This window comes from Bradyrhizobium sp. USDA 4503, assembly GCF_054055815.1.
In genome coordinates this window covers 6,684,205-6,708,540 of the sequence record NZ_JBSRXS010000001.1, presented here as the reverse complement: position 1 = coordinate 6,708,540, position 24,336 = coordinate 6,684,205, and the positions used below count along the sequence as shown (strand labels likewise).

21 protein-coding genes are annotated in these 24,336 nt (G+C 64.9%); 5 read left to right on the top strand and 16 right to left on the bottom strand.

Annotated elements, in window-relative coordinates:
* Positions 1-80 precede the first annotated feature (80 nt).
* On the top strand, positions 81-1,472 hold the full coding sequence (locus tag ACVMIH_RS31930) for an oligosaccharide flippase family protein (protein WP_253588176.1): 1,392 nt from the start codon (positions 81-83) through the stop codon (positions 1,470-1,472).
* Between the two features lie 82 nt (positions 1,473-1,554).
* On the opposite strand, the gene ACVMIH_RS31925 is transcribed toward ACVMIH_RS31930, so the two are convergent.
* From ACVMIH_RS31925 to cysG, 14 genes are all read right to left on the bottom strand, one after another.
* Positions 1,555-2,736, bottom strand: a complete 1,182-nt coding sequence (locus ACVMIH_RS31925) for an MFS transporter (RefSeq protein ID WP_076824940.1) — start codon at positions 2,734-2,736, stop codon at positions 1,555-1,557.
* Between the two features lie 24 nt (positions 2,737-2,760).
* On the bottom strand, positions 2,761-4,152 hold the full coding sequence (locus tag ACVMIH_RS31920) for an FAD-binding oxidoreductase (protein ID WP_456864550.1): 1,392 nt from the start codon (positions 4,150-4,152) through the stop codon (positions 2,761-2,763).
* Positions 4,153-4,354: 202 nt separating this feature from the next.
* On the bottom strand, positions 4,355-5,143 hold the full coding sequence (locus ACVMIH_RS31915) for a 3-hydroxybutyrate dehydrogenase (RefSeq protein WP_057016155.1): 789 nt from the start codon (positions 5,141-5,143) through the stop codon (positions 4,355-4,357).
* A 12-nt stretch (positions 5,144-5,155) separates the two neighbouring features.
* A complete protein-coding gene (locus ACVMIH_RS31910) occupies positions 5,156-6,325 on the bottom strand; it encodes a DUF3734 domain-containing protein (protein ID WP_456783385.1) in 1,170 nt (389 codons plus the stop codon).
* A 106-nt stretch (positions 6,326-6,431) separates the two neighbouring features.
* Complete coding sequence (locus tag ACVMIH_RS31905) at positions 6,432-6,929, bottom strand: CAP domain-containing protein (protein WP_028334729.1); 498 nt, start codon at positions 6,927-6,929, stop codon at positions 6,432-6,434.
* 199 nt (positions 6,930-7,128) lie between these two features.
* Positions 7,129-8,178: a sulfate/molybdate ABC transporter ATP-binding protein gene (locus tag ACVMIH_RS31900; RefSeq protein ID WP_028342240.1), complete on the bottom strand. Its 1,050-nt coding sequence runs from the start codon at positions 8,176-8,178 to the stop codon at positions 7,129-7,131.
* Positions 8,168-9,130 carry a sulfate ABC transporter permease subunit CysW gene (cysW, locus tag ACVMIH_RS31895; RefSeq protein WP_375166529.1) on the bottom strand — a complete coding sequence of 321 codons (963 nt, stop codon included), beginning with the start codon at positions 9,128-9,130 and terminating at the stop codon, positions 8,168-8,170. The genes ACVMIH_RS31900 and cysW overlap by 11 nt, the downstream gene beginning before the upstream one ends.
* Positions 9,131-9,139: 9 nt before the next feature.
* Entirely contained in the window at positions 9,140-9,946 is an 807-nt protein-coding gene (gene cysT / locus ACVMIH_RS31890) for a sulfate ABC transporter permease subunit CysT (RefSeq protein ID WP_076824967.1), read from the bottom strand.
* 50 nt (positions 9,947-9,996) lie between these two features.
* On the bottom strand, positions 9,997-10,986 hold the full coding sequence (locus ACVMIH_RS31885) for a sulfate ABC transporter substrate-binding protein (RefSeq protein WP_050387293.1): 990 nt from the start codon (positions 10,984-10,986) through the stop codon (positions 9,997-9,999).
* A 204-nt stretch (positions 10,987-11,190) separates the two neighbouring features.
* Positions 11,191-11,919 (bottom strand): phosphoadenylyl-sulfate reductase, encoded by a 729-nt coding sequence (locus tag ACVMIH_RS31880; protein ID WP_057016152.1) that lies wholly within the window; start codon positions 11,917-11,919, stop codon positions 11,191-11,193.
* Positions 11,916-12,431, bottom strand: a complete 516-nt coding sequence (locus ACVMIH_RS31875; protein ID WP_456783381.1) for a DUF934 domain-containing protein — start codon at positions 12,429-12,431, stop codon at positions 11,916-11,918. The genes ACVMIH_RS31880 and ACVMIH_RS31875 overlap by 4 nt, the downstream gene beginning before the upstream one ends.
* Positions 12,418-14,073, bottom strand: a complete 1,656-nt coding sequence (locus ACVMIH_RS31870; protein ID WP_456864548.1) for a nitrite/sulfite reductase — start codon at positions 14,071-14,073, stop codon at positions 12,418-12,420. The genes ACVMIH_RS31875 and ACVMIH_RS31870 overlap by 14 nt, the downstream gene beginning before the upstream one ends.
* A 12-nt stretch (positions 14,074-14,085) precedes the next feature.
* On the bottom strand, positions 14,086-14,403 hold the full coding sequence (locus ACVMIH_RS31865; RefSeq protein WP_092086536.1) for a DUF2849 domain-containing protein: 318 nt from the start codon (positions 14,401-14,403) through the stop codon (positions 14,086-14,088).
* Positions 14,400-15,851: a siroheme synthase CysG gene (cysG, locus tag ACVMIH_RS31860; RefSeq protein ID WP_456864546.1), complete on the bottom strand. Its 1,452-nt coding sequence runs from the start codon at positions 15,849-15,851 to the stop codon at positions 14,400-14,402. Before cysG ends, ACVMIH_RS31865 begins: the two co-directional genes overlap by 4 nt.
* A gap of 247 nt (positions 15,852-16,098) precedes the next feature.
* On the opposite strand from cysG, the gene cysD reads away from it, so the two are divergent.
* Complete coding sequence (gene cysD, locus ACVMIH_RS31855; protein WP_168858368.1) at positions 16,099-16,893, top strand: sulfate adenylyltransferase subunit CysD; 795 nt, start codon at positions 16,099-16,101, stop codon at positions 16,891-16,893.
* A gap of 41 nt (positions 16,894-16,934) precedes the next feature.
* The gene (gene cysC / locus ACVMIH_RS31850; RefSeq protein WP_456864544.1) at positions 16,935-18,854 is read left to right on the top strand and encodes an adenylyl-sulfate kinase; all 1,920 of its coding nucleotides are present in this window, start codon (positions 16,935-16,937) and stop codon (positions 18,852-18,854) included.
* Between the two features lie 130 nt (positions 18,855-18,984).
* On the opposite strand, the gene ACVMIH_RS31845 is transcribed toward cysC, so the two are convergent.
* Positions 18,985-19,923, bottom strand: coding sequence for a cupin domain-containing protein (locus ACVMIH_RS31845; RefSeq protein ID WP_375166580.1), 939 nt, complete (start codon positions 19,921-19,923; stop codon positions 18,985-18,987).
* Between the two features lie 139 nt (positions 19,924-20,062).
* Here ACVMIH_RS31845 and ACVMIH_RS31840 point away from each other — a divergent pair, with 139 nt between their 5' ends.
* Complete coding sequence (locus tag ACVMIH_RS31840) at positions 20,063-21,310, top strand: MFS transporter (RefSeq protein ID WP_200844478.1); 1,248 nt, start codon at positions 20,063-20,065, stop codon at positions 21,308-21,310.
* A 206-nt stretch (positions 21,311-21,516) separates the two neighbouring features.
* The gene (locus ACVMIH_RS31835) at positions 21,517-23,679 is read left to right on the top strand and encodes a malate synthase G (RefSeq protein ID WP_456853506.1); all 2,163 of its coding nucleotides are present in this window, start codon (positions 21,517-21,519) and stop codon (positions 23,677-23,679) included.
* Between the two features lie 396 nt (positions 23,680-24,075).
* On the opposite strand, the gene ACVMIH_RS31830 is transcribed toward ACVMIH_RS31835, so the two are convergent.
* Entirely contained in the window at positions 24,076-24,231 is a 156-nt protein-coding gene (locus tag ACVMIH_RS31830; protein ID WP_085970696.1) for a Thivi_2564 family membrane protein, read from the bottom strand.
* Between the last annotated feature and the right edge of the window lie 105 nt (positions 24,232-24,336).

The following is a 24,336-nucleotide window of genomic DNA, read 5'->3' as shown; positions in this document are numbered from 1 at the left end:
CGTCACCGAACCCAATCTTAACGTTTCGTTGATAGATCGGAGGCCATTGCCGCCACGCGGCGCTTTAGGAATTTTCCGCCTTGGCTGTGATGGAGACACAATCGGCAACCTCCGCGCCATTGGGCCGGGCCGCACGCCTGCGCGGCCTCGCAGCGCGCGCGCTCGGCGGCACCAACGAGGCGTCAGTCACCAAGCGCCTCGCCGGCATGATCTTCGCCATCCGCGTCATCAGCGCCGGCATCGCCTATCTCGCGCAGATCCTGCTGGCGCGCTGGATGAGCGGCTCGGATTACGGCATCTACGTCTATGTCTGGACCTGGGTGCTGCTGCTCGGCAGCACCATGGATTTCGGCATCGCGCCCTCCGCGCAGAAGATCATTCCGGAATACCGCGCGCGCGGCGACCTTGCGGCGCTGCGCGGCTTCCTCTCCGGCGGCCGCTGGGTGGTGCTTGCGACGTCCAGCATCGTCGCGCTACTGCTCGCCGGCGTGATCCACCTCGCCTCGCCCTGGATCGATCCCAACGCGGTGCTGCCGCTCTATATCGGCTGCCTGACCTTGCCGCCCTTCGTCGTCGCCAACACCCAGGACGGCATCTCCCGCGCGCATGACTGGATGCAGCTCGGCCTGATGCCGCAGTTCATCGTGCGGCAGGGGCTGATCATCGCGCTGACCGCCGGCGCGCTGGCGCTCGGCCTCAATCTCGGCGCCACCGCGGCGATGATCGCGAGCGCCGCCGCGGTATACATCGCGGCGATCGGCCAGATGGTCGTGCTCAACCGCCGCCTCACCGCCCATCTCGGGGTGGGCGAGAAGAGCTACGACGTCAAGGGCTGGTTCGCGATCTCGCTGCCGATCATGCTGGTCGAGAGCTTCTATCTGCTGCTCGGCTACACCGACGTGCTGATGCTGCAGCAGTTCCGCTCGTCCGAGGAGGTCGGCATCTATTTCGCCGTGGTGAAGACGCTGGCGCTGGTGTCGTTCGTGCACTACGCGATGGCGGCGACCACGGCGCACCGCTTCGCCGAATACAACGCGCTCGGCGACAAGGAGCGGCTGTCGGCCTATGTCGCGCACGCCATCAGCTGGACGTTCTGGCCCTCGCTGCTCGCGACCGTCGCCCTGCTGGTGTTCGGCAAGCCGCTGCTGTGGCTGTTCGGCCCGAAATTCGTCGACGGCTACAGCATCATGTTCGTCGCCGCGATCGGCCTCGTGGTCCGCTCGGCGATCGGGCCGGTGGAGCGGCTGTTGAACATGCTCGGCCACCAGAGCATCTGCGCGACCGCCTATGCGGTGTCGTTCCTGATGAATGTCGGGCTCTGCATCGCCCTCGTCCCCCGCTACGGCGGGATGGGCGCCGCCGCCTCGACCTCGCTGTCGCTGACCTTCGAGACGATCCTCTTGTTCTATGTCGTGCGCTCGCGCCTCGGGCTGCACGTGCTGGCGTTCGGCAAGCGGCGGACGGCGCCGTAGCATTCGGCCGGCGCGGCATCATGCGATGCATGAGCGCCGCCGGACTGGAAAACCCGCCTAACGGCGTTCAGCCTTGCGCCGGTCAGGCGCGCCTGATGTCCGCCTGCTTCCAAGAGTGGCCGGCAACCATGCGTCGGAAGAACCACAGAACGGCCGGGCAAGCCAGCAGCACGGCGGCGCCGAAGTCGAGCGCCGCGCTCGCGGAGCCGACCGCGGTGGAGAGCTTTCCTCCGATCGCAGGTCCAGCCAGCATGCCGGCGTAAAAGACGGTGTAGAATATTCCCATTCCGATCGGCCGCGTCCTCTGCTCGAGCACGCGCGCAGGCAGGCTCATGATCGGACCGGCAGGCAGGCCGCAGAGGATTCCAAGAGCAATGACGACGGGAAGCACCGTGCCGCTGCGCGACAAGAGCAGTGTCAGAAGCGCGAAGGCGATGCAGCCCGTGATCAGGATGACCTCGCCGCGCCTGGTCCGATCGGCGAGGAAGCCGCCCAACGGCACCGAAAGGGCGGCGAGCCAGAGCACGATACTGATGGTTGATCCGGCTGCGGCGCCGGACCAGCCTTGCTCGACCAGCATCGATGGACCGAAACTGAAGATCATCGCAAAACCGATGTTGTAGAGACACCAGATCAGCCCAGCGGCAATCACGGCGCAGATCGTGTCGGCGGTCAGGCTGCTAGGCTCGCCTTCAACCGCGACGGCCGCATCCGGCGCGCGATAAACCAGAGCTATGAGGCCGAGACCGATCAGGATCACCCCGGCGACGGCAAGATTGACGGCATGGAGTCCGAGCGTGGCTCCGATTGCCGGCAACAGCATGAGAGCGACTGCGATGCCGGCCGGCCATGAGTTGATGAAAATGGCCATCGCGGTGGCGATTTCCCGGCCGGCAAACCAGTCCGCGACCATCTTGGTCATCAGGACGTTCAGGAGGACGCCGCCGATGCCGGCAGTCAGCCGGCCTGCGATCTGCACGCTCCACGACGTCGACGTGGTCATCAGCAGTTCGCCTGCCAGCATCATCAGGAGACCGGCAAGGACCACCACCTTGTCGCCATAGCGGCGGCCGATCGCGCCGCCAGGCAAGGCAAGCAAGGCGCCCGGCGCAAAGTAGAGCCCGATCAGAACGCCGATATCGGCCAGGCTCGCGCCCAGACCCTGGCTGAGCTGTGGCGCGATGGCCGCGACGCTCTGAAACTGAAAGGCGATGGTGGCACGAGCGACGAACAGAGCAGCAAGAATGGTCCAGCGGCTTCGCATTTGGATTTTCTCCGATGCCCAGAACTATGTCGTCGGCTTGATGTTCTGGTTCAGGCGGAAGAAATTCGTCGGATCGTATTTGTTCTTGAGCGCGACAAGACGTGCGTAATTTTCACCATAGGCATCGCGCACGCGGTCTTCGCCCTCATCCCCCAGGTTGTTGGCATAGACGCCGCCGGTCGAATAGGGCCTGACGGCACTCCACAGCTCGCGCGCCCAACGCATGTTCGCTTCGTCACCGGCCGGATCGTCCCAGATCGCGACCGGAAAGCAGTCGAACGCCGCATCGCGGTTTGCGTAAGGCGAGCTCGATACCGGAACCCGTGCAATTGCGCCGCCGACATGCTGGAGAACCAGCAAGGACGAGGTGTTGGGGGCTCTCGCATAGGCGTCGAGCAGCGCGTCGATCGCGCCGGCACCGATCTCGCGCAGGAATTGCGCCTTCCAGTAATAGCGACGTCCCCGCGGAAACAGGGCATCGCCGCCTGACTGAATCTCGAGATAGGGAACGGTTGCGAGGCGCGTCTCGACGGGCGAGCCGAACTTGACGATCGGCGAAAGGGCGCGCTCACCGTCATGATGCGAGCCGACATAACAACCGGAGATGTTGAAGAACCGCTCGCCCGACGGCAGCGTCACAAGGGCCGCATCGACGTTGACCTCATCGGCAGCGTTGCGGGCGAATTCATCGTAGAACTGCATGGCCTCGCGCGCCTGATCGTAAGGATAAAGCGTTGACGCGACGGGCAACGACGTGCCGATCGCATGCAACTGGTATTCGAACGCAGTCACGATGCCGAAATTGCCGCCGCCTCCTCTCAAGCCCCAGAGCAGGTCGGGGTGTTCGGTCGCGCTGGCCCTTAAAACCCGTCCCTCGGCTGTCACCACTTCGGCGGCAATCAGGTTGTCGCAGGTCAACCCGTATTTTCGCCCGAGCTTGCCGAAGCCGCCGCCAAGCGTGAGCCCGGCGATGCCGGTGTCGCTATTGACCCCCATGGTGGTCGCCAGGCCGTGCGCCTGCGTGGCACGATCGAATTCGCCGAGATCGAGGCCGGCTTCCGCGCGCGCGGTGCGCCGGACCGGATCGACATCGATGCGCTTCATCCGGGACAGGTCGATGACCATGCCGCCGTCACAGACCGAGAGGCCAGCGACATTGTGGCCTCCGCTGCGAACGGCCACCGGGAACGTGCGGGACCTCGCGAATGTCACAGCCTCGACCACATCCCGGGTATCCGCGCAGTAGGCGATCATGGCCGGCCGCCTGTCGACGGCGCCGTTCCAGACCTTGCGCGCCTCGTCGTAACCGGCGCTCCCGTCGAGGACCACTTGGCCCTTGAGCCGTAGCTGGGAGCTGGGCCGAAGCTCGGAATGCGGCTCGCCCATCACCTCGTTATTTGCCTGCCGCTGCTCCATCCGATTTGCTCCTCGTCAGGAATGCCCATGCCATCATCCCACGGCGTGCCAAATCGTCCTGAATCCGATCGGAAAAAGTTGCAAAATTTCGCCAAAAGCGATGGCTCCAGGCGATGGCGACGCTTGCAGCCCCAAAACAAAAGCCGGCCCTGATCCAATCAGGGCCGGCTTGTTCTGAGGCCGCCAAATCCCGCCGGAAAAATTACTCCGCGGTCCAGCCGCCGTCGATCGAGTAGTTGGAGCCGGTGATCTGCGCGGCATCGTCGCTGCACAGGAACAGCGCAAGCGCCGCAACCTGATCGGAGGTCACGAACTCCTTGGTCGGCTGCGCGGCGAGCAGCACGTCCTTGATGACCTGCTCCTTGGTCATGTTGCGCGCCTTCATGGTCTCCGGGATCTGGTGCTCGACCAGCGGGGTCCAGACATAGCCCGGGCTGATGCAGTTGCAGGTAATCTTGTGCTGCGCGAGCTCCAGCGCCACCGTCTTGGTGAGGCCGGCGATGCCGTGCTTGGCCGAGACATAGGCCGACTTGAACGGCGAAGCGACCAGCGAGTGCGCCGAGGCGGTGTTGATGATGCGGCCCCAGCCGCGCTTCTTCATGCCGGGCACCGCGGCGCGGATGCCGTAGAACGCGGACGACAGATTGATCGCGATGATCGCTTCCCACTTCTCCGGCGGGAATTCCTCGATCGGCGCAACGAACTGAATGCCGGCATTGTTGACCAGGATATCGACCGAACCGAAGGTCTTCTCGCCGAGCGCAACCATCTCGGCGATCTCGGCCGGCTTGGTCATGTCGGCCGGCGAATGCACGGCCTTGACCTTGAAGTCGGTCTCGATGCCGGAACGCTCCTTCTCGATATCGGCCGGAACGCCCATGCCGTTGAGAACGATATTGGCGCCGGCACCGGCGAAGGCGCGCGCGATCGCCAATCCGATGCCGCTGGTCGAGCCGGTCACAACGGCGGTCTTGCCTGTCAACGTACCCATTGTCGGTCGCTCCTATTTGCTTGCGGGGGGTGTGGGTTCATCCCCCGTGAGGTCGTAAGTCACCATGGTCTCCCCGGACTGCGGCCGTTCTAGCCATTCTTTGTGACGCATCGACAAATGCACGTCGCGGACGCCCGCGCCCCAGTGCTCGACCATCGCAACATGGGAGAAGTCGTAGTCCTTCGAGGAGCTCTCGTAGTTCTTGCTCTTGTAGATCAGGTGAACCACCGTGACGGTGTTCTCCTTGGACGCCTTGCGCAGCAGCTCGACCGACGGATCGTTCTTCAGGTAATCGGGCAGCTTGCCGATCAGGTCGCGTACCGCCATGCGGGCGTTGTGGATCTGCCGGTTCTTGTCGGTGTTCATCCGCGTCCGGCTGGAATAGCGGATGTCCTTCTCGCGCTCGGCGGCCTCCAGCAGCGTCTCCGGCAACGGCCCGCGCGCGCTGAACAGATCGACCTGGAAGATCAGGAGATCGCGGCTGGTCTCCTCGTCGAGCACGAAGTCGAGCGGGGTGTTGGAAGCGATGCCGCCGTCCCAATAATGCTCGCCCTCGATGACGACGGACGGAAAGCCCGGCGGCAGCGCGCCCGAGGCCATGATGTGCTCGGGGCCTATCTTCTTGCCGAGCTTCCTGAACTCGTAATTGTCGAAATAGCGGAAATTGCCCGAGGTGACGCTCACCGCGCCAACCGACAGGCGCGTCTTCAGATCGTTGATGCGGTCGAAATCAACGAGGCGCTCCAACGTCTTCTTCAAGGGCCCGGTGTCGTAATAGCTCAGCGATTGCGAGCTGCCAGGCGGCCACAGCGGCGCCGGCGGAATCCGCGGCGTGAAGAAGCCGGGCACGCCGAAGGTCGCGATGATGGCGGCACTGGTCTCGTTGAACAGCGAGCGGGCGCGCTCATGGTTGGAGACCGGATTCCACGGCACCGGCGCCGACACCATCTCCCAGAATTCCTTCAGCCGCGGCACACGCTCGGCCGGCTCGTTGCCGGCGATGATCGCGGCGTTGATGGCGCCGATCGAGATGCCGGCGATCCATTCCGGCTCGAAGCCTGCGTGGCAGAGCGCCTGAAAGGCGCCGGCCTGATAGGAGCCGAGCGCGCCGCCGCCCTGAAGAACCAGCACGCGCTGCGCTTGCGCCGGCGTCGAGGCAGGCGCGGTGTCGGAAGTATCCATTCGTAACCGTTCGCTCAAAAACGACTTGGGCCGCAACCGTGGCGACAGTTCGCCGCGGCGTCAATCAGCGAGATTATGGGGTTAGATCACGCGGAATTTATCGAGATCAGGTTGCCGCCAAAATGAGCGTCCAGAACACCTTGTACTTGGTGTTGGGAGCATAGACCGCCGCGATGCCCATTTTTGTGACACCGCTCTTCAGCATATTGGCCTTGTGCGGCGGTGAATCACGCCAGCCCGAAAAGGCTTCTGCCAGCGTGTGATAGCCGGCCGAGATGTTCTCGACCGCGACGGTGGCGGGATAGCCTCCGGCCTGCAGCCGCTTGCCGAGCGGGGCCTTTACGTCATGGTCCATCTTGTTGCGGGCGGCCATCGCCTGCGACTGCTGCTCAGCGAGCTTGGTCAGGTCCGGATCGACCACCACGGTGCCAAGACCATTGTTCTGGCGATACTGCGAAAACATGATCGCGGCCGCCTGGCTATCCAGGACAGCGCCGGGTTGGGCCATGTTGAGATACATGGTCGGTTCTTCCGGGATTTTGGTGTCCGTGCCGCAGCCGGCAAGCAGCAGAAGCCCGAACAGGGCGACCGTCGTCCGTTTCACTGTAAGAAAACCCCCAAAGATTGGCCCGCCGTTGTTGCATACCAACCGTGGCTGAATGGTGAACAGGGGCTAACTTTTGGCTGCGAAATGCCGTCATTCCGGGGCGCGAAGCGAGCCCGGAATCTCGAGATTCCGGGCTCGGTCCTACGGACCGCCCCGGAATGACGGTGAATGTGGTCAGGAACCGTCGCCCGGATGCCTACTCCTGGGCGGCAAAGATCCGGTAGCGGCGGGGCTGCAGCGAGACGATTTCGCCGGCCTGGAGCTCGCGGTCGCGGGGGGCGTCGATCTCGATCACGGTCTTGCCCTCGCTCCCCGACAGGGCCACCTCGGCGCGCTGGATCGGACCGAACGAGCGGACGTGCCGGATGGCGCCTTCCAGGGCGCCGGTTCCGGCCGGGCCGACCGCCATGTCGTGGCGGCGGACGAACAGTTTTGCCGCGCCCGACGCCGCGCCCAAAGCCGGAATGTTCAGGGGACGGCCGTCCAGCCGCACCGCATCGCCGGCGACGTCGACCGGCAGCACGATGGATTCGCCGATGAAGCCATGCACGAAGGCGGTCGCCGGATTGTCATAGACCTCGCCGGGCGAGCCGATCTGCTCGATCTTGCCCTTGTCCATCACCACGACGCGGTTGGCGACTTCGAGCGCTTCTTCCTGGTCATGGGTGACGAAGATCGAGGTGACGTGGATCTCGTTGTGCAGCGAGCGCAGCCATTGCCTGAGCTCCTTGCGCACCTTGGCATCGAGCGCGCCGAACGGCTCGTCGAGCAACAGGATCCGCGGCTCGATCGCGAGCGCGCGCGCCAGCGCGATGCGCTGGCGCTGGCCGCCGGACAATTGGCTGGGATAGCGATTGGCCAGCCAATCGAGCTGCACCAGGTCGAGCAACTCCTTGACGCGGGCACGGATCGTCGCCTCGTCCTTGCGGATCGCGCGCGGCTGCACGCGCAGGCCGAAGGCGACGTTCTCGAACACCGTCATGTGGCGGAACAGCGCGTAGTGCTGGAACACGAAGCCGACCTGGCGCTCGCTGGCGCCGCGCGAGAGCGCATTCTCGCCGTCGATCGCGACCTCGCCCGAGTCGGGCCAGTCCAGGCCCGCGATGATGCGCAGCAGCGTCGTCTTGCCGGAACCGGACGGACCGAGCAGCGCCAGCAACTCGCCGTCGGCGACCTTGAGGTCGACATTATCGAGCGCGGCAAAGCTGCCGAACGTCTTTACGATATTCTTGACTTCAATCGCCATCGGGCACCTCTGCCTCGTCGAGCCGCCGTTCGAGAACGGTTTTCGCCACCAGGGTGATCAGCGCCAGCATCGCGAGCAGCGATGCGATCGCGAACGAGGCGACGAACTGGTACTCGTTGTAAAGAATTTCGACCAGCAGCGGCATCGTGTTGGTCTCGCCGCGGATGTGGCCGGAGACGACCGACACCGCGCCGAACTCGCCCATCGCGCGCGCGTTGCAGAGCAGTACGCCGTACAGCAGGCCCCATTTGATGTTGGGCAGCGTGACGCGGAAGAAGGTCTGCAGGCCGGAGGCGCCGAGCGAGATCGCCGCCTCCTCTTCCTGGGTGCCCTGCTCCTGCATCAGCGGGATCAGCGCGCGCGCCACGAAGGGGAAAGTGACGAAGATCGTCGCCAGCGCGATGCCCGGCACCGCGAACAGGATGTGGACGTTATGCGCCTGCAGCCACGGCCCGAAATAGCCCTGCGCGCCAAACAGCAGCACGTAGACCAGGCCCGAAATCACTGGCGAGACCGAGAACGGCAGGTCGATCAGCGTGATAAGGAAGGTCTTGCCGGTGAACTCGAACTTCGAGATCGCCCAGGCCGCGATCACCCCGAACACGAGGTTGAGCGTGACCGAGATCGCGGCGATCAAGAGCGTCAGCTTGATGGCGGCGAGTGCCTCAGGCTCCGCCAGCGCCGCGAGATACGCGCCGACACCTTTCGAGAACGCCGACGCAAACACCACGACCAGCGGCAGCACGACGAAGACGCTGAGGAAGGTGATCGCGAGTGCGATGATGATGAAGCGGATCGGCCCGGGCTCGGTGCGCAGATTGTGCTGCGCCGTCCCCGGCTCCGCGCGCGCGATCTCGAGCCGCGGCGCCGGCGCCGCGACGCTGACATCGGTCGCGGGTGCGTAGGTCCGCAGTTGCGTGGTCGAGGTCACCAATCCCGTCTGCATCGACATCGCAAGACCTCAATGCACGGGGATGCGGGCTTGCGCCCAGCGCTGCAGCCGGTTGATCAGGAAGATGATCAGGAACGAGGCCACCAGCATCACGACCGCGATCGCGGTGGCATCGGCGTAGCGGAATTCGGACAGCCGGATCACGATCAACAGCGGCGCGATCTCGGAGACATTGGGCAGATTGCCGGCGATGAAGATCACCGAGCCGTATTCACCGATGGCGCGGGCAAAGGCCAGCGCAAAGCCGGTGAGCAGCGCCGGGATCAAACTCGGCAGGATGACGCGAAACACCGTGTGCCAGCGATTGGCGCCCAGGCTCGCCGCCGCCTCCTCGATCTCGGGATCGAGATCGATCAGCACCGGCTGCACCGTGCGCACCACGAACGGAATGCCGATGAAGATCATCGCGATGAAGATGCCGATCGGCGTGAACGCGACCTTGATGCCGAGCTCGGCGAGCGGCGCGCCGAGCCAGCCCTTCTGGGCGAACAGCTGCGTCAGCGCGACGCCGGCGACCGCCGTCGGCAAGGCAAACGGAACATCGACGATGGCGTCGAACAGCCGCCGGCCCGGAAAGCGATAACGCACCAGCGCCCAGACGATGACGGTGCCCATCACCAGGTTGACGCATGCGGCCGCAAACGAAAGCCCAAACGAAATCTTCAGGGCGTTCAGGGTGCGGCGGCTGGTGAGGATGCCCCAGAACTGGTCGAGGCTCAGCTCGAACGTCTTGAGGAACAGCGCGGCCAGCGGAATCAGGATGATAACGGACAGCCATGTCAGGGTCAGTCCCATGGTGAGACCGAACCCCGGCAGGGTACTGCGCCGTGCAACCGCTGTGCTCACATATCCCCCTGATAATCCGATCAGTTCTTGTAGATCTGATCGAAGATGCCGCCCTCGGCGAAGTGCTCCTTCTGGGCCTTGGTCCAACCACCAAAAACGTCGTCGATGGTGAAAAGTTCAACCTTGGCGAAGGATTTTTCGTACTCCTTGGCGATCTCGGGATCGCGCGGTCGGTACGAGTTGCGCGCGGCGATCTCCTGGCCTTCCTTGGTGTACCAGTACTTCAGATAGGCCTCGGCGACGGCGCGGGTGCCCTTCTTGTCGGCGACCTTGTCGACCACGGCGACCGGCGGCTCGGCCAGGATCGACTGCGCCGGGGCCACGATCTCGAACTTGTCCGCGCCGAATTCGCGAAGCGCCAGAAAGGCTTCGTTCTCCCACGCCAGCAGCACGTCGCCGACGCCGCGCTCGACGAAAGTCACGGTCGAGCCGCGCGCGCCGGTGTCGAGCACCGGCACGTTCTGATAGAGATCGGCGACGAACTTCTTCGCCTTGTCCGCGGAGCCGAACTTCTTCTGCGCATAGCCCCAGGCGGCGAGATAGTTCCAGCGCGCGCCGCCCGAGGTCTTCGGGTTCGGCGTGATGACGCTGACGCCGGGTTTAATCAAATCGTCCCAATCCTTGATGCCTTTGGGATTGCCCTTGCGCACCAGGAACACGATGGTCGAGGTGTAGGGCGAGGCGTTGAGCGGCAGCCGCTTCTGCCAGTCGGCCGCGATCAGGCCCTTGCCCGCGATCGCATCGATGTCATAGGCGAGCGCCAGCGTGACGACATCGGCCTGCAATCCGTCGATCACCGAGCGCGCCTGCGAGCCGGAGCCGCCATGCGACTGCTTGATCTCGACGCTCTTGCCGGTTTCCTTCTGATAGGCCGCGGCGAACGCCTTGTTGAAATCGACATAGAGCTCGCGGGTCGGATCATACGACACGTTCAGCAGCGAATAGTCGGCCGCAAAGGCCGAGCTCGCCCACAACAGTCCCGCGACCAGCGGCAGGATACGACGGATCATTTCGCTCTCCATTCAACCTGAGAAATGTCAGGGAACACGCAAGACATAACTCACGGCGAAGTGGTCTTAAGTCAACGAAACCGGTTTTCTTTGTTTTCGGCGGCGCAGCGCGCTTGTGCTACGAAGTTGCCGCACTGCGAAGGCTTTGTCGCGTCGCCAAATCGCGACGAAGGCTCATCGCGATCGAGCGCCCTGCTCCATACCCTATGACATCTTCATCGTATGGATGCCGCATTCCGTCTTGGCCCGGCCGCGCCAGCGGCCGTCGCGCGCATCCTCGCCGGCAGCGGACCGGCTGCTGCAAGGCATACACCCGACCGACTGATATCCCGATGCGACAAGTGGATGCGGCGGCAGCTTGCCGAGCGTGTAGATCGCCTCGATCTCCTCGCGCGAGACGTTGGCGAACGGATTGAATTTCAGCCTGACGCCGTCATCCTCGACAACCGGGATGTCGGCGCGGGCACCGCCCTGGAAACGCTTGCGGCCGTTGATCCAGCCGGCGAACGGCTTCAGCGCACGCGCCAGCGGCTCGACCTTGCGGATGCGGCAGCATGCGTCGGGATCGGTGAACCACAATTCGCGGTCCGGATCCTGGCGCGACAGCGCCTCCTCATCGGGCTTGATCGAACGCACGTCGGTGAGGCCGAGCGTTTCGACCAGCGTGTCACGATAAGCCAGCGTCTCCTCGAACAGCCAGCCGGTATCGAGAAACACCACCGGGATCGCCGGATCGACGTCCGCCATCACCTTGAGCAGCGCGGCGGACTCGGTGCCGAACGACGACACCAGCGCCACCTTCTCGCGGCCGAGCGTCTTGACCGCGGCTGCGATCACCTCGGCGGGTGATGCCGTGCGCAGCGCGCGATCGAGCGCATCGGCCGCTGGCAATGCGGCCGGCGCCACTGCGAGCTCTGGTGCGAGCGTGCTCACTGGCCGGCGCTCTCCGAGTGACGCAGCTGCATGCGGCGGTTGAGTGCGGTGACGCGGCCGTCGCCGGTCGGCTGGTAGAACACCGAATAGCGCTTCATAGTCGCGGCGAACGCGTCGGCGTCGGCGTCCTTCTTCACCTCGAAGGCGTCGAAGCCGGCGCGCGTCATGAACACGAACTGGTCGCGCAGGATCTGGCCGGTGGCGCGCAGTTCGCCGTCATAGCCGTAACGCTCGCGCAGCAGGCGCGCCTGGCTGTAGGCGCGGCCGTCGCGGAAGGTCGGAAACACCAGCGCGACCGAGGCCAGCCGATCGAGATGCGGCACGAGATCGTCGAGGTTACGGTTGTTCGGCCAGATCACCCCTAGCTTGCCGGGACGGCGCAGCAGCGCCTCCGGATCGGCGAGAAAGCGCGCGGCGCTCACCAGCACCGCGCCGTCGCCCGGCAGCTCGGCGCCGTCGGCGACATGCACGAACAGATCGGTGGTGATTCTTCCCTGCTTAACGAGTGGCATAGACCCGCTCCCTGATAGGCTCGACGCCCAGACGCTTCACCGTATCGACGAACAATTCCTCGGGACGGTCGCGCAGCGCGAGATAGGCTTCGACAATGTCTTCGATCACGTCGGCGACTTCCGCATAGGGAACGGCCGGGCCGATCAGCGTGCCCAACTGCGCGTTCTCGTCGGCGCGGCCGCCGATCGTGATCTGGTAGAATTCCTCGCCGTTCTTCTCGACGCCGAGAATGCCGATGTGGCCGACATGGTGATGGCCGCAGGCATTGATGCAGCCGGAGATGTTGATGTGCAGCCGGCCGATCAGGTCGGCGGTGTCGTGGTTGGCGAAACGACGCGTCAGCTCCTGCGCGATCGGGATCGAGCGCGCGTTGGCCAGCGAGCAGTAATCCAGCCCGGGGCAAGCGATGATGTCGGTGACGAGGTTGACGTTCGGCGTCGCGAGGCCGAGGCGGTCGAGCGCCTTGAACAGCTGCGGCAGGTCGCGCTTGGCGACGTGCGGCAGCGCCAGATTCTGCTCGTGGCCGACACGGATCTCGCCGAACGAATATTTGTCCGCGAGGTCGGCGACCGCGTCCATCTGCTCCGCGGTGGCGTCGCCCGGAGGGCCACCGACCGGCTTCAGCGACAGCGTCACGATCGAATAGCCCTGCACCTTGTGCGGCGCCACCGAGTTCTTGCGCCAGCGCTCGAACAGCGGATCATGCGCGGCCTGCTTCAGCTCGTCCGGCATGTGCGGCAGCTTCTCGTAAGGCGGATAGGAGAAGCGCGAGCGGACCTCCTCGATGGCGGCGTGATCGAGCGTCAGCCCGACATCGCCCATCGCCTTCCACTCCTCCTCGACTTCCCTGGCGAACTTCTCGATGCCGAGCTCGTGCACCAGGATCTTGATGCGCGCCTTGTAGATGTTGTCGCGGCGGCCGTACTGGTTGTAGACGCGCAGGATCGCCTCGACATAGCTCAGGATGTCGCGGCCGTGGACGAACGGCTTGATGGTCTTGGCGATGAACGGCGTGCGGCCGAGGCCGCCGCCGACCAGCACCTCGAAACCGGTCTCGCCGTCGGCGTTCTTGTGCAGCCGCAAGCCGATGTCGTGGATCTTGATCGCGGCACGATCGTGCTCGGATGCGGTGATCGCGATCTTGAACTTGCGCGGCAGGAACGAGAATTCCGGATGCAGCGTGGTGTGCTGGCGCAGGATCTCCGACCAGATGCGTGGATCCTCGATCTCGCCGGGCGCCACCCCTGCCCACTGGTCCGAGGTGACGTTGCGCATGTTGTTGCCGGAGGTCTGCATCGCGTGGATGCCCACTTCGGCGAGGTCGGCCAGCGCGTCGGGCAGCTCGGCGAGCTTGATCCAGTTGAACTGGATGTTCTGCCGCGTAGTGAAATGGCCGTAGCCGCGGTCGTAGCGGCGCGCGACATGGGCGAGCCGGCGCAGCTGCTTCGACGACAGCGTGCCGTAGGGGATCGCGACGCGGAACATGTAGGCGTGCAATTGCAGGTACACGCCGTTCTGCAAGCGCAGGATCTTGAATTCGTCCTCGGTGAGCTCGCCGGAAAGGCGGCGTTTCACCTGGTCGCGGAATTCCGAAACACGCTCGTTGATCAGCGTGCGGTCGAGTTCGTCATATGCATACATGATGGATGAGCCTTACGCCGGCACCTGGAGATCGATCGTGACGCCCTTGGCGCGGATGTGTTCGCGAAGATTGCCCGGCTTGAGCTTGCCGCCGTCCTTGAGCTCGACCGGCGCGATGTAGGGGCCGACCGCGCCGACATCGTCAGCGGCGGCTTCGGCCAAGAGAGCGCGCGCGTCGTCGGAGGTGCTGACGACGGCGGAATCGGACAGTTCGGTGGACCAGCCTTGCTTGGCGGTCCGGTACACCACGGCACCATCCCAGGTGCGGTTGGCGGTCACCACCGAGGGGCCCGTGATCCTGATTTTCTTCTGTTCAAGCGGAGAGGTCATTCGGCAGCTTTCAGCAGTTCGGAGAACATCTGGTTGGAGAAGAGTTGGGTGACGTTGGACCGGCTCCACGGCGCGGAATGCGCGACCACGTCGCCGATGATGAGAATGGCCGGACCGCCGTCGACCTGTTTGACCAGTTCGGGCAGCCGCGCCAGCGTGCCGACCGCGGCCTTGGCATCCGGCCGCGTCACGCGCGCGAACACGCCGACCGGCGTCTCCGGCGAGCGGCCCGCGGCGAGCATGCCTTCGCGGATCGAAGGCGCCGCGGTCATGCCCATATAGACGACGACGGTCATCTTCTTGTCCGTCAGCACCGACCAGTCGACGACCTCGGCATCGCGCGCCTTGTGCGCAGTGAGGAAAGTGATGCGCAGCGCCTCGTGCCTGAAGGTCAGCGGCACTTCGAATTGCGCGGCCGCGCCCAGACCGGCGGAGACGCCCGGAATGATGGAGTAAGCGACGCCGGCGTCGCGCAGCGCCTCGATCTCCTCGCCGCCGCGGCCAAAGATAAAGGGATCGCCGCCCTTCAGCCGCACCGCGCGCTGGCCCGACTGCGCGGCCTCGATCATCAGCGCATTGATGGCGTCCTGGCCGATGCCGGGCTTGCCGACACGGCGGCCGACCGGGATTCGCGTGGCATCGCGCCGGATGCGGTCGAGAACTTCGGATGACACCAATTCGTCATAGAACACGACGTCGGCATCCTGCAGCGCGCGCAACGCCTTCACCGTGAGCAGATCCGGATCGCCGGGACCGGCGCCGACCAGCGTCACGTGACCAATGGCTTTGCCTTCCGCGCTCGCGCCAGCGAATGCGGCGGGATCGGTGATCGCGTTCAGCGCTTGCTCGGCCTCGTCCTTGCGGCCGGCCAGCACCAGCGCGCCGATCGGGCCGTCGACAATGCGCTCCCAGAAGCGGCGACGCAGCGGAAACTCCTCGATGCGGGCGTGGATCGATTTGCGGACGCCGCCGATGAAGCCGGCGAGATCGCCGATCCGCGCCGGCAGCACCGCCTCGATCTTCTCGCGGATGCGGCGCGCGACCACCGGCGACGTGCCGCCGGTGCCGACCGCGACCACGACATCGCCGCGATCGACGATCGCCGGCATGATGAAGGTGGAATGCACGAGGTCGTCCATCACGTTGACCGGCAGGCCGATCGCCTTGGCGCGCACCGACATCGCAACACCGATCTCGCCTGCGCCGGCACAGAGGACGGCGATGACATCGGAGAGGTCGGCGGTGAGCGGATCGCCTTCGGCGCGCTCGATCCGCGCGGCGTCCTCCGCCGCGAGACCGGCAATGTCATGATCGCTGTCGGTCGCGTACCAGCGCACCGCGGCGCCGGCGGCTGCGAGCAGCCGCAACTTGGCGCGCGCGAGGTCGCCCGCTCCAACGAGCAGCACCTTGCCGCTTTGCAGATCCAGAAACACCGGCAGATATCGCATCAGACACTCGCTTCCCCAACTTGGGGGTTGACTGAAATTATTTTCTATTTATCTCTCGATCAAGGCCAGCAAAGAGAAAATTATTTCTTCTCTATTGCAGCGCAACTTTAGAATTTTCAACTCCACAGGCCAAGGCCAAGAGATGCATCTTCTCGACAACGAATCCGTCGCCGCCAGGACGCGGTCCGCAGCGCTTAGCAATGCATCTTCCGTGCCGGGGATTCCCGCCAATCAGGCGCCTCCGTCGATGGATCATCTCGACGAGCTGGAGGCGCAGAGCATCTACATTCTGCGCGAAGCGTTCGCCCGGCTGAAGAAGCTCGCGTTGCTGTGGTCGCTCGGCAAGGATTCCAACGTGATGATCTGGCTGGCGCGCAAGGCGTTCTTCGGCCGCGTCCCGTTCCCGGCATTGCACGTCGACACCGGCAAGAAATTTCCGGAGATGTACGCGTTCCGCGACCGCTTCGGAAAGGAATGGGATCTCGACCTGCGCGTCGAGCCCTGCCCGCCGATCGACAGCGTCGACCCGACCCTGCCGCCGGCCGCGCGTTCTGCCGCGCGCAAGACCGAGGGGTTGAAGCTCGCGCTTAACAAGTTCGGCTTTGACGGATTGATCGCCGGCATCCGCCGCGACGAGGAGGCCACCCGCGCCAAGGAGCGCGTGTTCTCGCCGCGCGGCCTCGAGGGCGAATGGGATGTCCGCGACCAGCCGCCGGAGTTCTGGGACCAGTTCAACGCCTCGCCGCCGCAGGGCGCGCATTTGCGCATCCATCCGATCCTGCATTGGACCGAGGCCGACATCTGGGCCTACACCAAGCGCGAGAATATTCCGATCATCCCGCTCTATCTCGCCAAGGACGGCAAGCGCTACCGCTCGCTGGGTGATGCCGACATCACCTTCCCGGTCGCATCCACCGCCTCCAACATCGACGAGATCCTCACCGAGCTCGACGGCACCAAGATCCCGGAGCGCGCCGGCCGTGCGCTCGACCACGAGACCGAGGATGCGTTCGAGCGGCTGCGCGTCGCCGGCTATCTCTGACCAACACTTCAAGCAACACCAAGCTTCGTGCGAGCGTTCCGATGAACATGATCCTTCCCACTGCCTCGATCTCGGCAACGCCCAACGGCACGACGCGGCCGCAGGTGCGCATCGTCATCGTCGGCCATGTCGATCACGGCAAGTCGACGCTGGTCGGGCGCCTGCTGCACGAGACCGGCAGCCTGCCCGACGGCAAGCTGGAAATGCTGAAGGCGGTGAGCGCGCGGCGCGGCATGCCGTTCGAGTGGTCGTTCCTGCTCGATGCGCTGCAGACCGAGCGCGACCAGGGCATCACCATCGACACCACCCAGATCCGCTTCCGCACCCGCTCGCGCGACGTCGTGCTGATCGACGCGCCCGGCCACGCAGAGTTCTTGCGCAACATGATCACCGGCGCCTCGCAGGCCGACGGCGCGGTGCTGATCATCGATGCGCTGGAAGGCGTGCGCGACCAGACCAGGCGGCACGGCTATCTCCTGCATCTGCTCGGCGTGAAGCAGGTCGCGGTCGTGGTCAACAAGATGGACCGCGTCGAGTTCAGCGCCGACCGCTTCAAGGAGATCAGCGACGAGATTTCCGCGCATCTGATCGGCCTCGGCGTGACCCCCACAGCCGTGATCCCGATCTCGGCGCGCGACGGCGACGGCGTTGCCGAACGCACGCCGCGGATCGACTGGTACAAGGGCGCGACCGTGGTCGAGGCGCTCGATGCGCTCGAGCCGGCACGCCCGCTGGCCGAGCTGCCGCTGCGGCTGCCGGTGCAGGCGATCTACAAGTTCGACGACCGCCGCATCGTGGCGGGCCGCATCGAGTCCGGCAGCCTGAAGGCCGGCGACGAGATCGTGATCATGCCGACCGGCAAGATCGCGCGGATCAAGACCGTCGAGAGCTGGCCGGTGACGCCGGTGAACGCCCCACAGGGCGCTGGGCGCTCGGTCGGCATCACGCTCGACCGCGAGCTGTTCCTTGAGCGCGGCGACATCATCGGACATTCCGGGCAGAGCCCGCGCGACACCCGCCGCATCCGCGCCCGGATCTTCTGGCTGCATGACAAGCCGCTGACCAAGGGCGAGCAGATCCTGATCCGGCTCGGCACCAAGGAAAGCCGCGCCACCGTGGTCGCGATCGAGAAGGCGGTCGATCCCGGCGCGCTGTCCAACGAAGAGAACACCGCGATCGCGCGCAACCATGTCGGCGAGATCGACATCTCGCTGGCGCAGCCGGTTGCAACCGATCCCTACACCGACAATCCGCGCACCGGCCGCCTCGTGATCGAGGTCAACGGCCGTATCGCCGGCGGCGGTCTCGTGCTGTCGGTCGACGCCGGCCGGCCGGCGGTGCCGGTCGATATCGTGCCGGTGGAGTCCGCGCTGCGGCCGGACGAGCGCTCGGCGCGCTATCACCACAACGGCGCAGTGGTCTGGCTGACCGGCCTGCCCGGCTCGGGCAAGTCGACCCTGGCGCGGGCGCTGGAACGGCGCCTGTTCGGCAATGGCGGCTCGCCGATCCTGCTCGATGGCGACACGCTGCGTGCCGGGCTGAACGGCGATCTCGGCTTCTCGCCGCAGGACCGCGCTGAAAACATCCGCCGCCTCGCCGAAGTCGCGACCCATCTGGCGCGCAACGGCCATATCGCCATCGTCGCCGCGGTGTCGCCATCGACCGCCGACCGTGCGGCAGCTCGCCGCATCGCCGACAGCGCATTCCGCGAGATCTATGTCGCAACGCCTGCCGAGGTCTGCGAGACCCGCGATCCGAAGGGCCATTACGCCAAGGCGCGCTCCGGCGGATTGCCGTCTTTCACCGGCATCACCAATGACTACCAGCCGCCGACCGGCAACGAACTGACCATCGACACCTCGAACCGCTCGGTCAGCGATGCCACCGACGAGATCGAGCGGATGCTGGCCACGACCGGCATCCTGTTCGACGAAGTGACCGACCTCGCGGCGAATATTTAGCTTCTCTTGCTGTCATCGCGCGGCTTGTTGTCCAGGCGATCCAGTATTCCAGAGACAGCAATTATCGAGCCGATAGGCCGCGGCGTACCGGATGCCCCGCTTGCAGCGGGGCAGACGGCGGTGTTGAGGCCTATTCGGCCGCGCGGCTTGCGGCCCCGTGCCGTACCATCCCAGGCGATTGCCCGGTAACACGCTTGAACGCGCGGCTGAACGCCGCCTGTGACGCATAGCCAAGCCGCTGCGCGATCACATCGATCGGCTGGCGTTCATGCTTGATCCACTGTGTCGCGAGACGCATGCGCAGCTCGGCAAGATAGCGCAGCGGCGATTGCCCGGTCATGGCCTGGAAGCGCTCGGCGAACAGCGAACGCGAGCAACCCGCCTCCGCCGCCAATTCAGCAACAGTCCAGTTGCGGCCGGGCGCGCGATGCAGCGCGCCGATCGCGCGGCCGAGACGCGGATCACGCAAGGCCTCGAACCAGCCCATGGCGTTGTCGCCGCCGCATTCGACCCAGCCACGCACGATCGACGCGGCGAGCACATCGGCGAGCCGCGCCATCACGCCGACGGAGCCGGCCCGCGGCGTGCAGGTCTCCCGCTCCATGGCCTTCAGCATCGGTTCGATTTCCGGCTGGCGCGCAAGCAACGTGTCGGCCCGCATCACCTCCGGCATCAGCGCGATCAGCGGGCGCATGCCGCCAAGATCGAAATTCATGCAGGCACTGAAGACCAGGACCGACTCGTCCTGCGGGCATCCTTCAGGGCAGGCCGATGTCACATCGACATTGCCGCACAGCGTCTCGGTCTCGAAACGCTCGACGTCGCAACTCGGCTCATCCGGGGCCGAGACAAGATCATGCGCGCCGCCGCGCGGCAGGAAAATCGCGTCACCGCATCCAAGGGGAAGCAGCGTCGCATCAGCGTAGCGCAGAAGTGCCGTGCCATGTGCAACGAAGTGGAATTGCGCGCGTCCGTACGGCGTTTCGAACCGAAACCCGAAGGGCGCCCGCGTCTCGATCCGACGGTAGTGAACGCCCTCAAGCCGCATGCCGAGCAGCAACTCGCTCACCAGATCGACGGCGGCGTCGGTCGTATCGGCGGTGGACGATCTGGACGAATGATCAAACATTGAAGCGTTTATGGCATAGATCGTCCAAAACCTCCAGCCTATGTCTGCGGCGGTGCAACATAGATGGAAGGTTCGGCCAATGGATCAAGAAGTGGACCCCGCTCTGGCGCACGCCGATGCCGTTGCGCTGATGCCGGGCGACGCCGCGCTCAAGGTTGGTGACAAGCCGGCCTCACCGGAAAGGCCCGCCTGGGGCGCCGTCGCGGCCATGATGCTGGGCGTCACCGCACTTCTGACGGCCGAGTTCCTGCCGTCCGGTCTGTTGACGCCGATGGCGCGCGATCTCGGTGTGAGTCCGGGCCTCGCCGGTCAGGCCGTGACCGCGACCTCGCTGGCCGGGCTGGTCGGAGCATTGTTCACGCCGACACTGACGCGCAGGTTCAACCGAAAGCCGGTGCTGCTCAGCTTTTCGATTCTCCTGGTGATCTCCAATCTGCTGGTGGCGCTGGCGCCGAGCATCACGTTCCTGCTGGCGGCGCGGATCGTGCTCGGCCTTGCCATCGGCGGGTTTTGGGCGATGGCGGCAGCGACGACGATCAGGCTGGTGCCGCCGTCGCTGGTTGCCCGGGCCTTGTCGATCGTGATGAGCGGCATTCCCGCCGCGATGATCATTGCCGTTCCGCTCGGCAGCTATCTCGGCGAGGTGGCGAGCTGGCGCTCCGTGTTCCTGCTCGCGACGGCATTGGGCGCAGCGGTATTCGTCATCCAGGCACTTGCTCTGCCGCGTTTGGCTCCAAGGGGAGAAGCCGGGCTCGACACCCTGATCGACATCCTGACACGGCCGGGGATCGGCGCCGGCATCTTGGCGGCAACGTTGGTCTTCACCGGACACTTCGGCTATTTCGGCTATATCCGTCCATTCCTTGAGAGCGTGACGGGGCTGGGCGCCGCCGGAGTTGCGGCGACCTTGCTTGCCTTCGGCGTCGCCAACTACCTCGGCTCGTTCGCGAGCGGGCTGATGGCCGAGCGCAAACTCAAGCTCACGCTGATCGCGATGCCGCTGGCGATCAGCGTGATCGGTCTGTTGCTCTCGGTCTTTGGCAAGGACGTCATTCCAGCTCTGGTGCTGGTCGCACTCTGGGGATTTGCCTTTAGTGGCGTACCGGTCGCGACCACGACATGGATCACCCGCATGGTGCCCGACGAGACCGAGAGCGGGACCGGACTGACCGTGGCCTCGATCTTCCTCGGCATCACCATGGGCGCGGCCGGCGGCGGGCTGGTGCTTGATCTGATGGGCGCAGCCGCTGTGTTCGTAGCGGGCGCAATTCCCCTGGTGCTCGCTGCATTGCTCATCGCCAGCAAGGTACGCACCGGGGCGCCCTGACGGGTCTTTCCGGGAGCGGACCCCGGCGTTTGGAAGATTCAGGGTGGCCGCCCGCGTGACGATGCAGCGTGGGGCCGGAAAGGGGGCCTTCTCAGAACCGGGACTTTAGGGCTAAAAGGGCCGTGAACGCGGCCCTTTGGCGCGTTTTTTGCTGATTTCTCTGGAAAACAGCTCCTAAACGCCCCATTTCTTTGAGAAAGCCCATCATGACTCGTGTCGATGCCCATGGATTGAAGATTGCCCCTGTCCTGTTCGATTTCATCGCCAAGGAGGCGACGCCGAAAACCGGGATCGCCCCGGATGCGTTCTGGGCCGGACTTGCCGCCATCATCCAGAAGCTCGGACCGAAGAACCGCGAGTTGCTCGCGGTCCGCGACACGCTGCAGGCCAAGATCGACGACTGGCATCGCGCCAACAGGGGCAAGGCGTTCGACATCAACGCCTACACCGCGTTCCTCAAGGACATCGGCTACCTGCTGCCCGAGCCCGCGACCCACAAGGTCGAGACATCAAATGTCGATGAGGAAATCGGCAAGATCTGCGGCCCGCAGCTGGTGGTGCCGCTCACCAACGCCCGCTACGCGCTGAACGCCGCCAACGCGCGCTGGGGTTCGCTGTACGACGCGTTCTACGGCACCGACGCGATCCCGCACGATCCGAGCGAGGCTGGCCGTGGCTACAACAAGGCCCGCGGCGACAAGGTGATCGCGAAGGCGAAGGCGTTCCTCGACGCCGCCGTGCCGCTTGCGACCGGAAGCCACACCGACGTCACCTCCTACGCCGTGATCGCGGGCAAGCTCTCGGTCAAGCTGAAGAGCGGCAACTCGACCGCGCTGAAGAACGCCGCCCAGTTCGCCGGCTATCAGGGCGACGCCGCTCAGCCTTCCGCGATCCTGCTCGTCAACAACGGCATGCATGTCGAGGTCAAGATCGACCGCAACAACGTGATCGGCAAGGATGACCCGGCCGGCGTCGCCGACATGATCCTGGAATCGGCGGTCTCCACCATTCTCGACATGGAGGACTCGGTCGCTGCCGTCGACGCCGAGGACAAGGTGCTGGTCTATCGCAACACGCTCGGCCTGATGAACGGCACGCTGTCGGCCGATTTCGAGAAGGGCGGCAAGACGCTGACCCGCTCGCTCAATGCCGACCGCGTCTACAAGAAGCCCGACGGCAGCGAGCTGAAGCTGCACGGCCGCAGCCTGCTGTTGATGCGCAATGTTGGCCACCACATGTTCACCGACGCCGTGCTCGACGCCAAGGGCGAGGAAATCCCGGAAGGCATCCTGGATGCCGCGGTCGCCGGCCTGCTCGCGATCCACGACCTCAAGGGCAATTCCAAGGTCAGGAACAGCCGCACCGGCTCGGCCTATATCGTCAAGCCGAAGATGCACGGGCCCGACGAGGTGACGCTGACCTGCGACCTGTTCGCCGAGGTGGAAAAGATGCTCGGCCTGCCGGAGAACACGCTGAAGGTCGGCATCATGGACGAGGAGCGCCGCACCACGGTCAACCTCAAGGCCTGCATCCAGCGCGCCTCCAAGCGCATCATGTTCATCAACACCGGCTTCCTCGACCGTACCGGCGACGAGATCCACACCTCGATGGAGGCGGGTCCGATGATCCGCAAGAACGACATGAAGGCCCAGCCGTGGATCAGGGCCTATGAGGATTGGAACGTCGACAACGGCCTGATCGACGGCCTGCCCGGCCATGCCCAGATCGGCAAGGGCATGTGGGCCGCCCCCGACAAGATGGCCGACATGCTGGTGCAGAAGATCGGCCATCCGCAGGCCGGTGCCACCACCGCCTGGGTGCCGTCGCCGACCGCGGCCACGCTGCACGCGCTGCACTATCACCAGGTCAATGTGATCGCCCGCCAGCAGGAGCTCGCCAAGGGTGGGCCGCGTGCCAAGCTCTCCGACATCCTCACCATTCCGGTGTCGCAGTCGAACTGGGCGCCCGACGATGTGAAGCAGGAGATCGACAACAACTGCCAGGGCATCCTGGGCTACGTCGTGCGCTGGATCGACCAGGGCGTCGGCTGCTCCAAGGTGCCCGACATCCACGATGTCGGGCTGATGGAAGACCGCGCCACGCTGCGCATCTCGAGCCAGCACCTCGCGAACTGGCTGCATCAGGGCGTCATCACCAGGGACCAGGTGATGGAGTCGCTGAAGCGCATGGCTGTCGTCGTCGACAAGCAGAACGCCGGCGATTCGCTCTACAAACCGATGGCGCCCGCGTTCGATGGCACCGCCTTCAAGGCCGCCTGCGACCTGATCTTTGAGGGCCGCACGCAGCCGAACGGCTATACCGAATACATCCTCACCGCGCGCCGCCGCGAGGCCAAGGCCGCGGGCTGATCTGCAAGCGATCGCAACGACAAGCAAAAGCCCCGGCGATAAGCCGGGGCTTTTTTGTTGGCGCCGCAAGTGACGCCGGAATAGCCGGATGCGATCGCCTGCCGTCGCAGGGGCGCACTGCCAAATTATCGAAAACAACCCCATGCAAAGGTGCCGGCGGATACGGCGACTTGACTCGTCGGGCAAATCAGCTCTACATTTCCATTATCCCGAAATCGTGCAGACGCCCTCGCCGTGTCACCCCCCGCTCATGCATGCGCGGGTGACGACACCGAGAAGCTGTTTGACAACTTGAATCACGACCGCCGCCATCGTCGTCCTTGCCTAGTGCGCAATTGCGCACCAGGCAGGGACGACGATGAGGATGGTTGCGCTTCGCTCCTCGCAATGACGGATCTAGAACACCGCCAGATACTTCAGCAGCGAGATGATGCCGATGATGATGACGACGGCGCGCGCGATCTGCTTGGCGCGGCCGTCGAGCGGCAGCATGTTGATGAGATAAAGAACGAGAATAACGACAAGGAAGGTGACGAGTACGCCGACGAGCATGCGGAGCCCCCTGATGGCATCGGTGAATGTGCTGTTCGCCCTTTGCTAACGTGCAGGAGGCAGGCCGGTTCCGCGCCAGGAACCGAAGGCGGCCGCCCGCGTGTG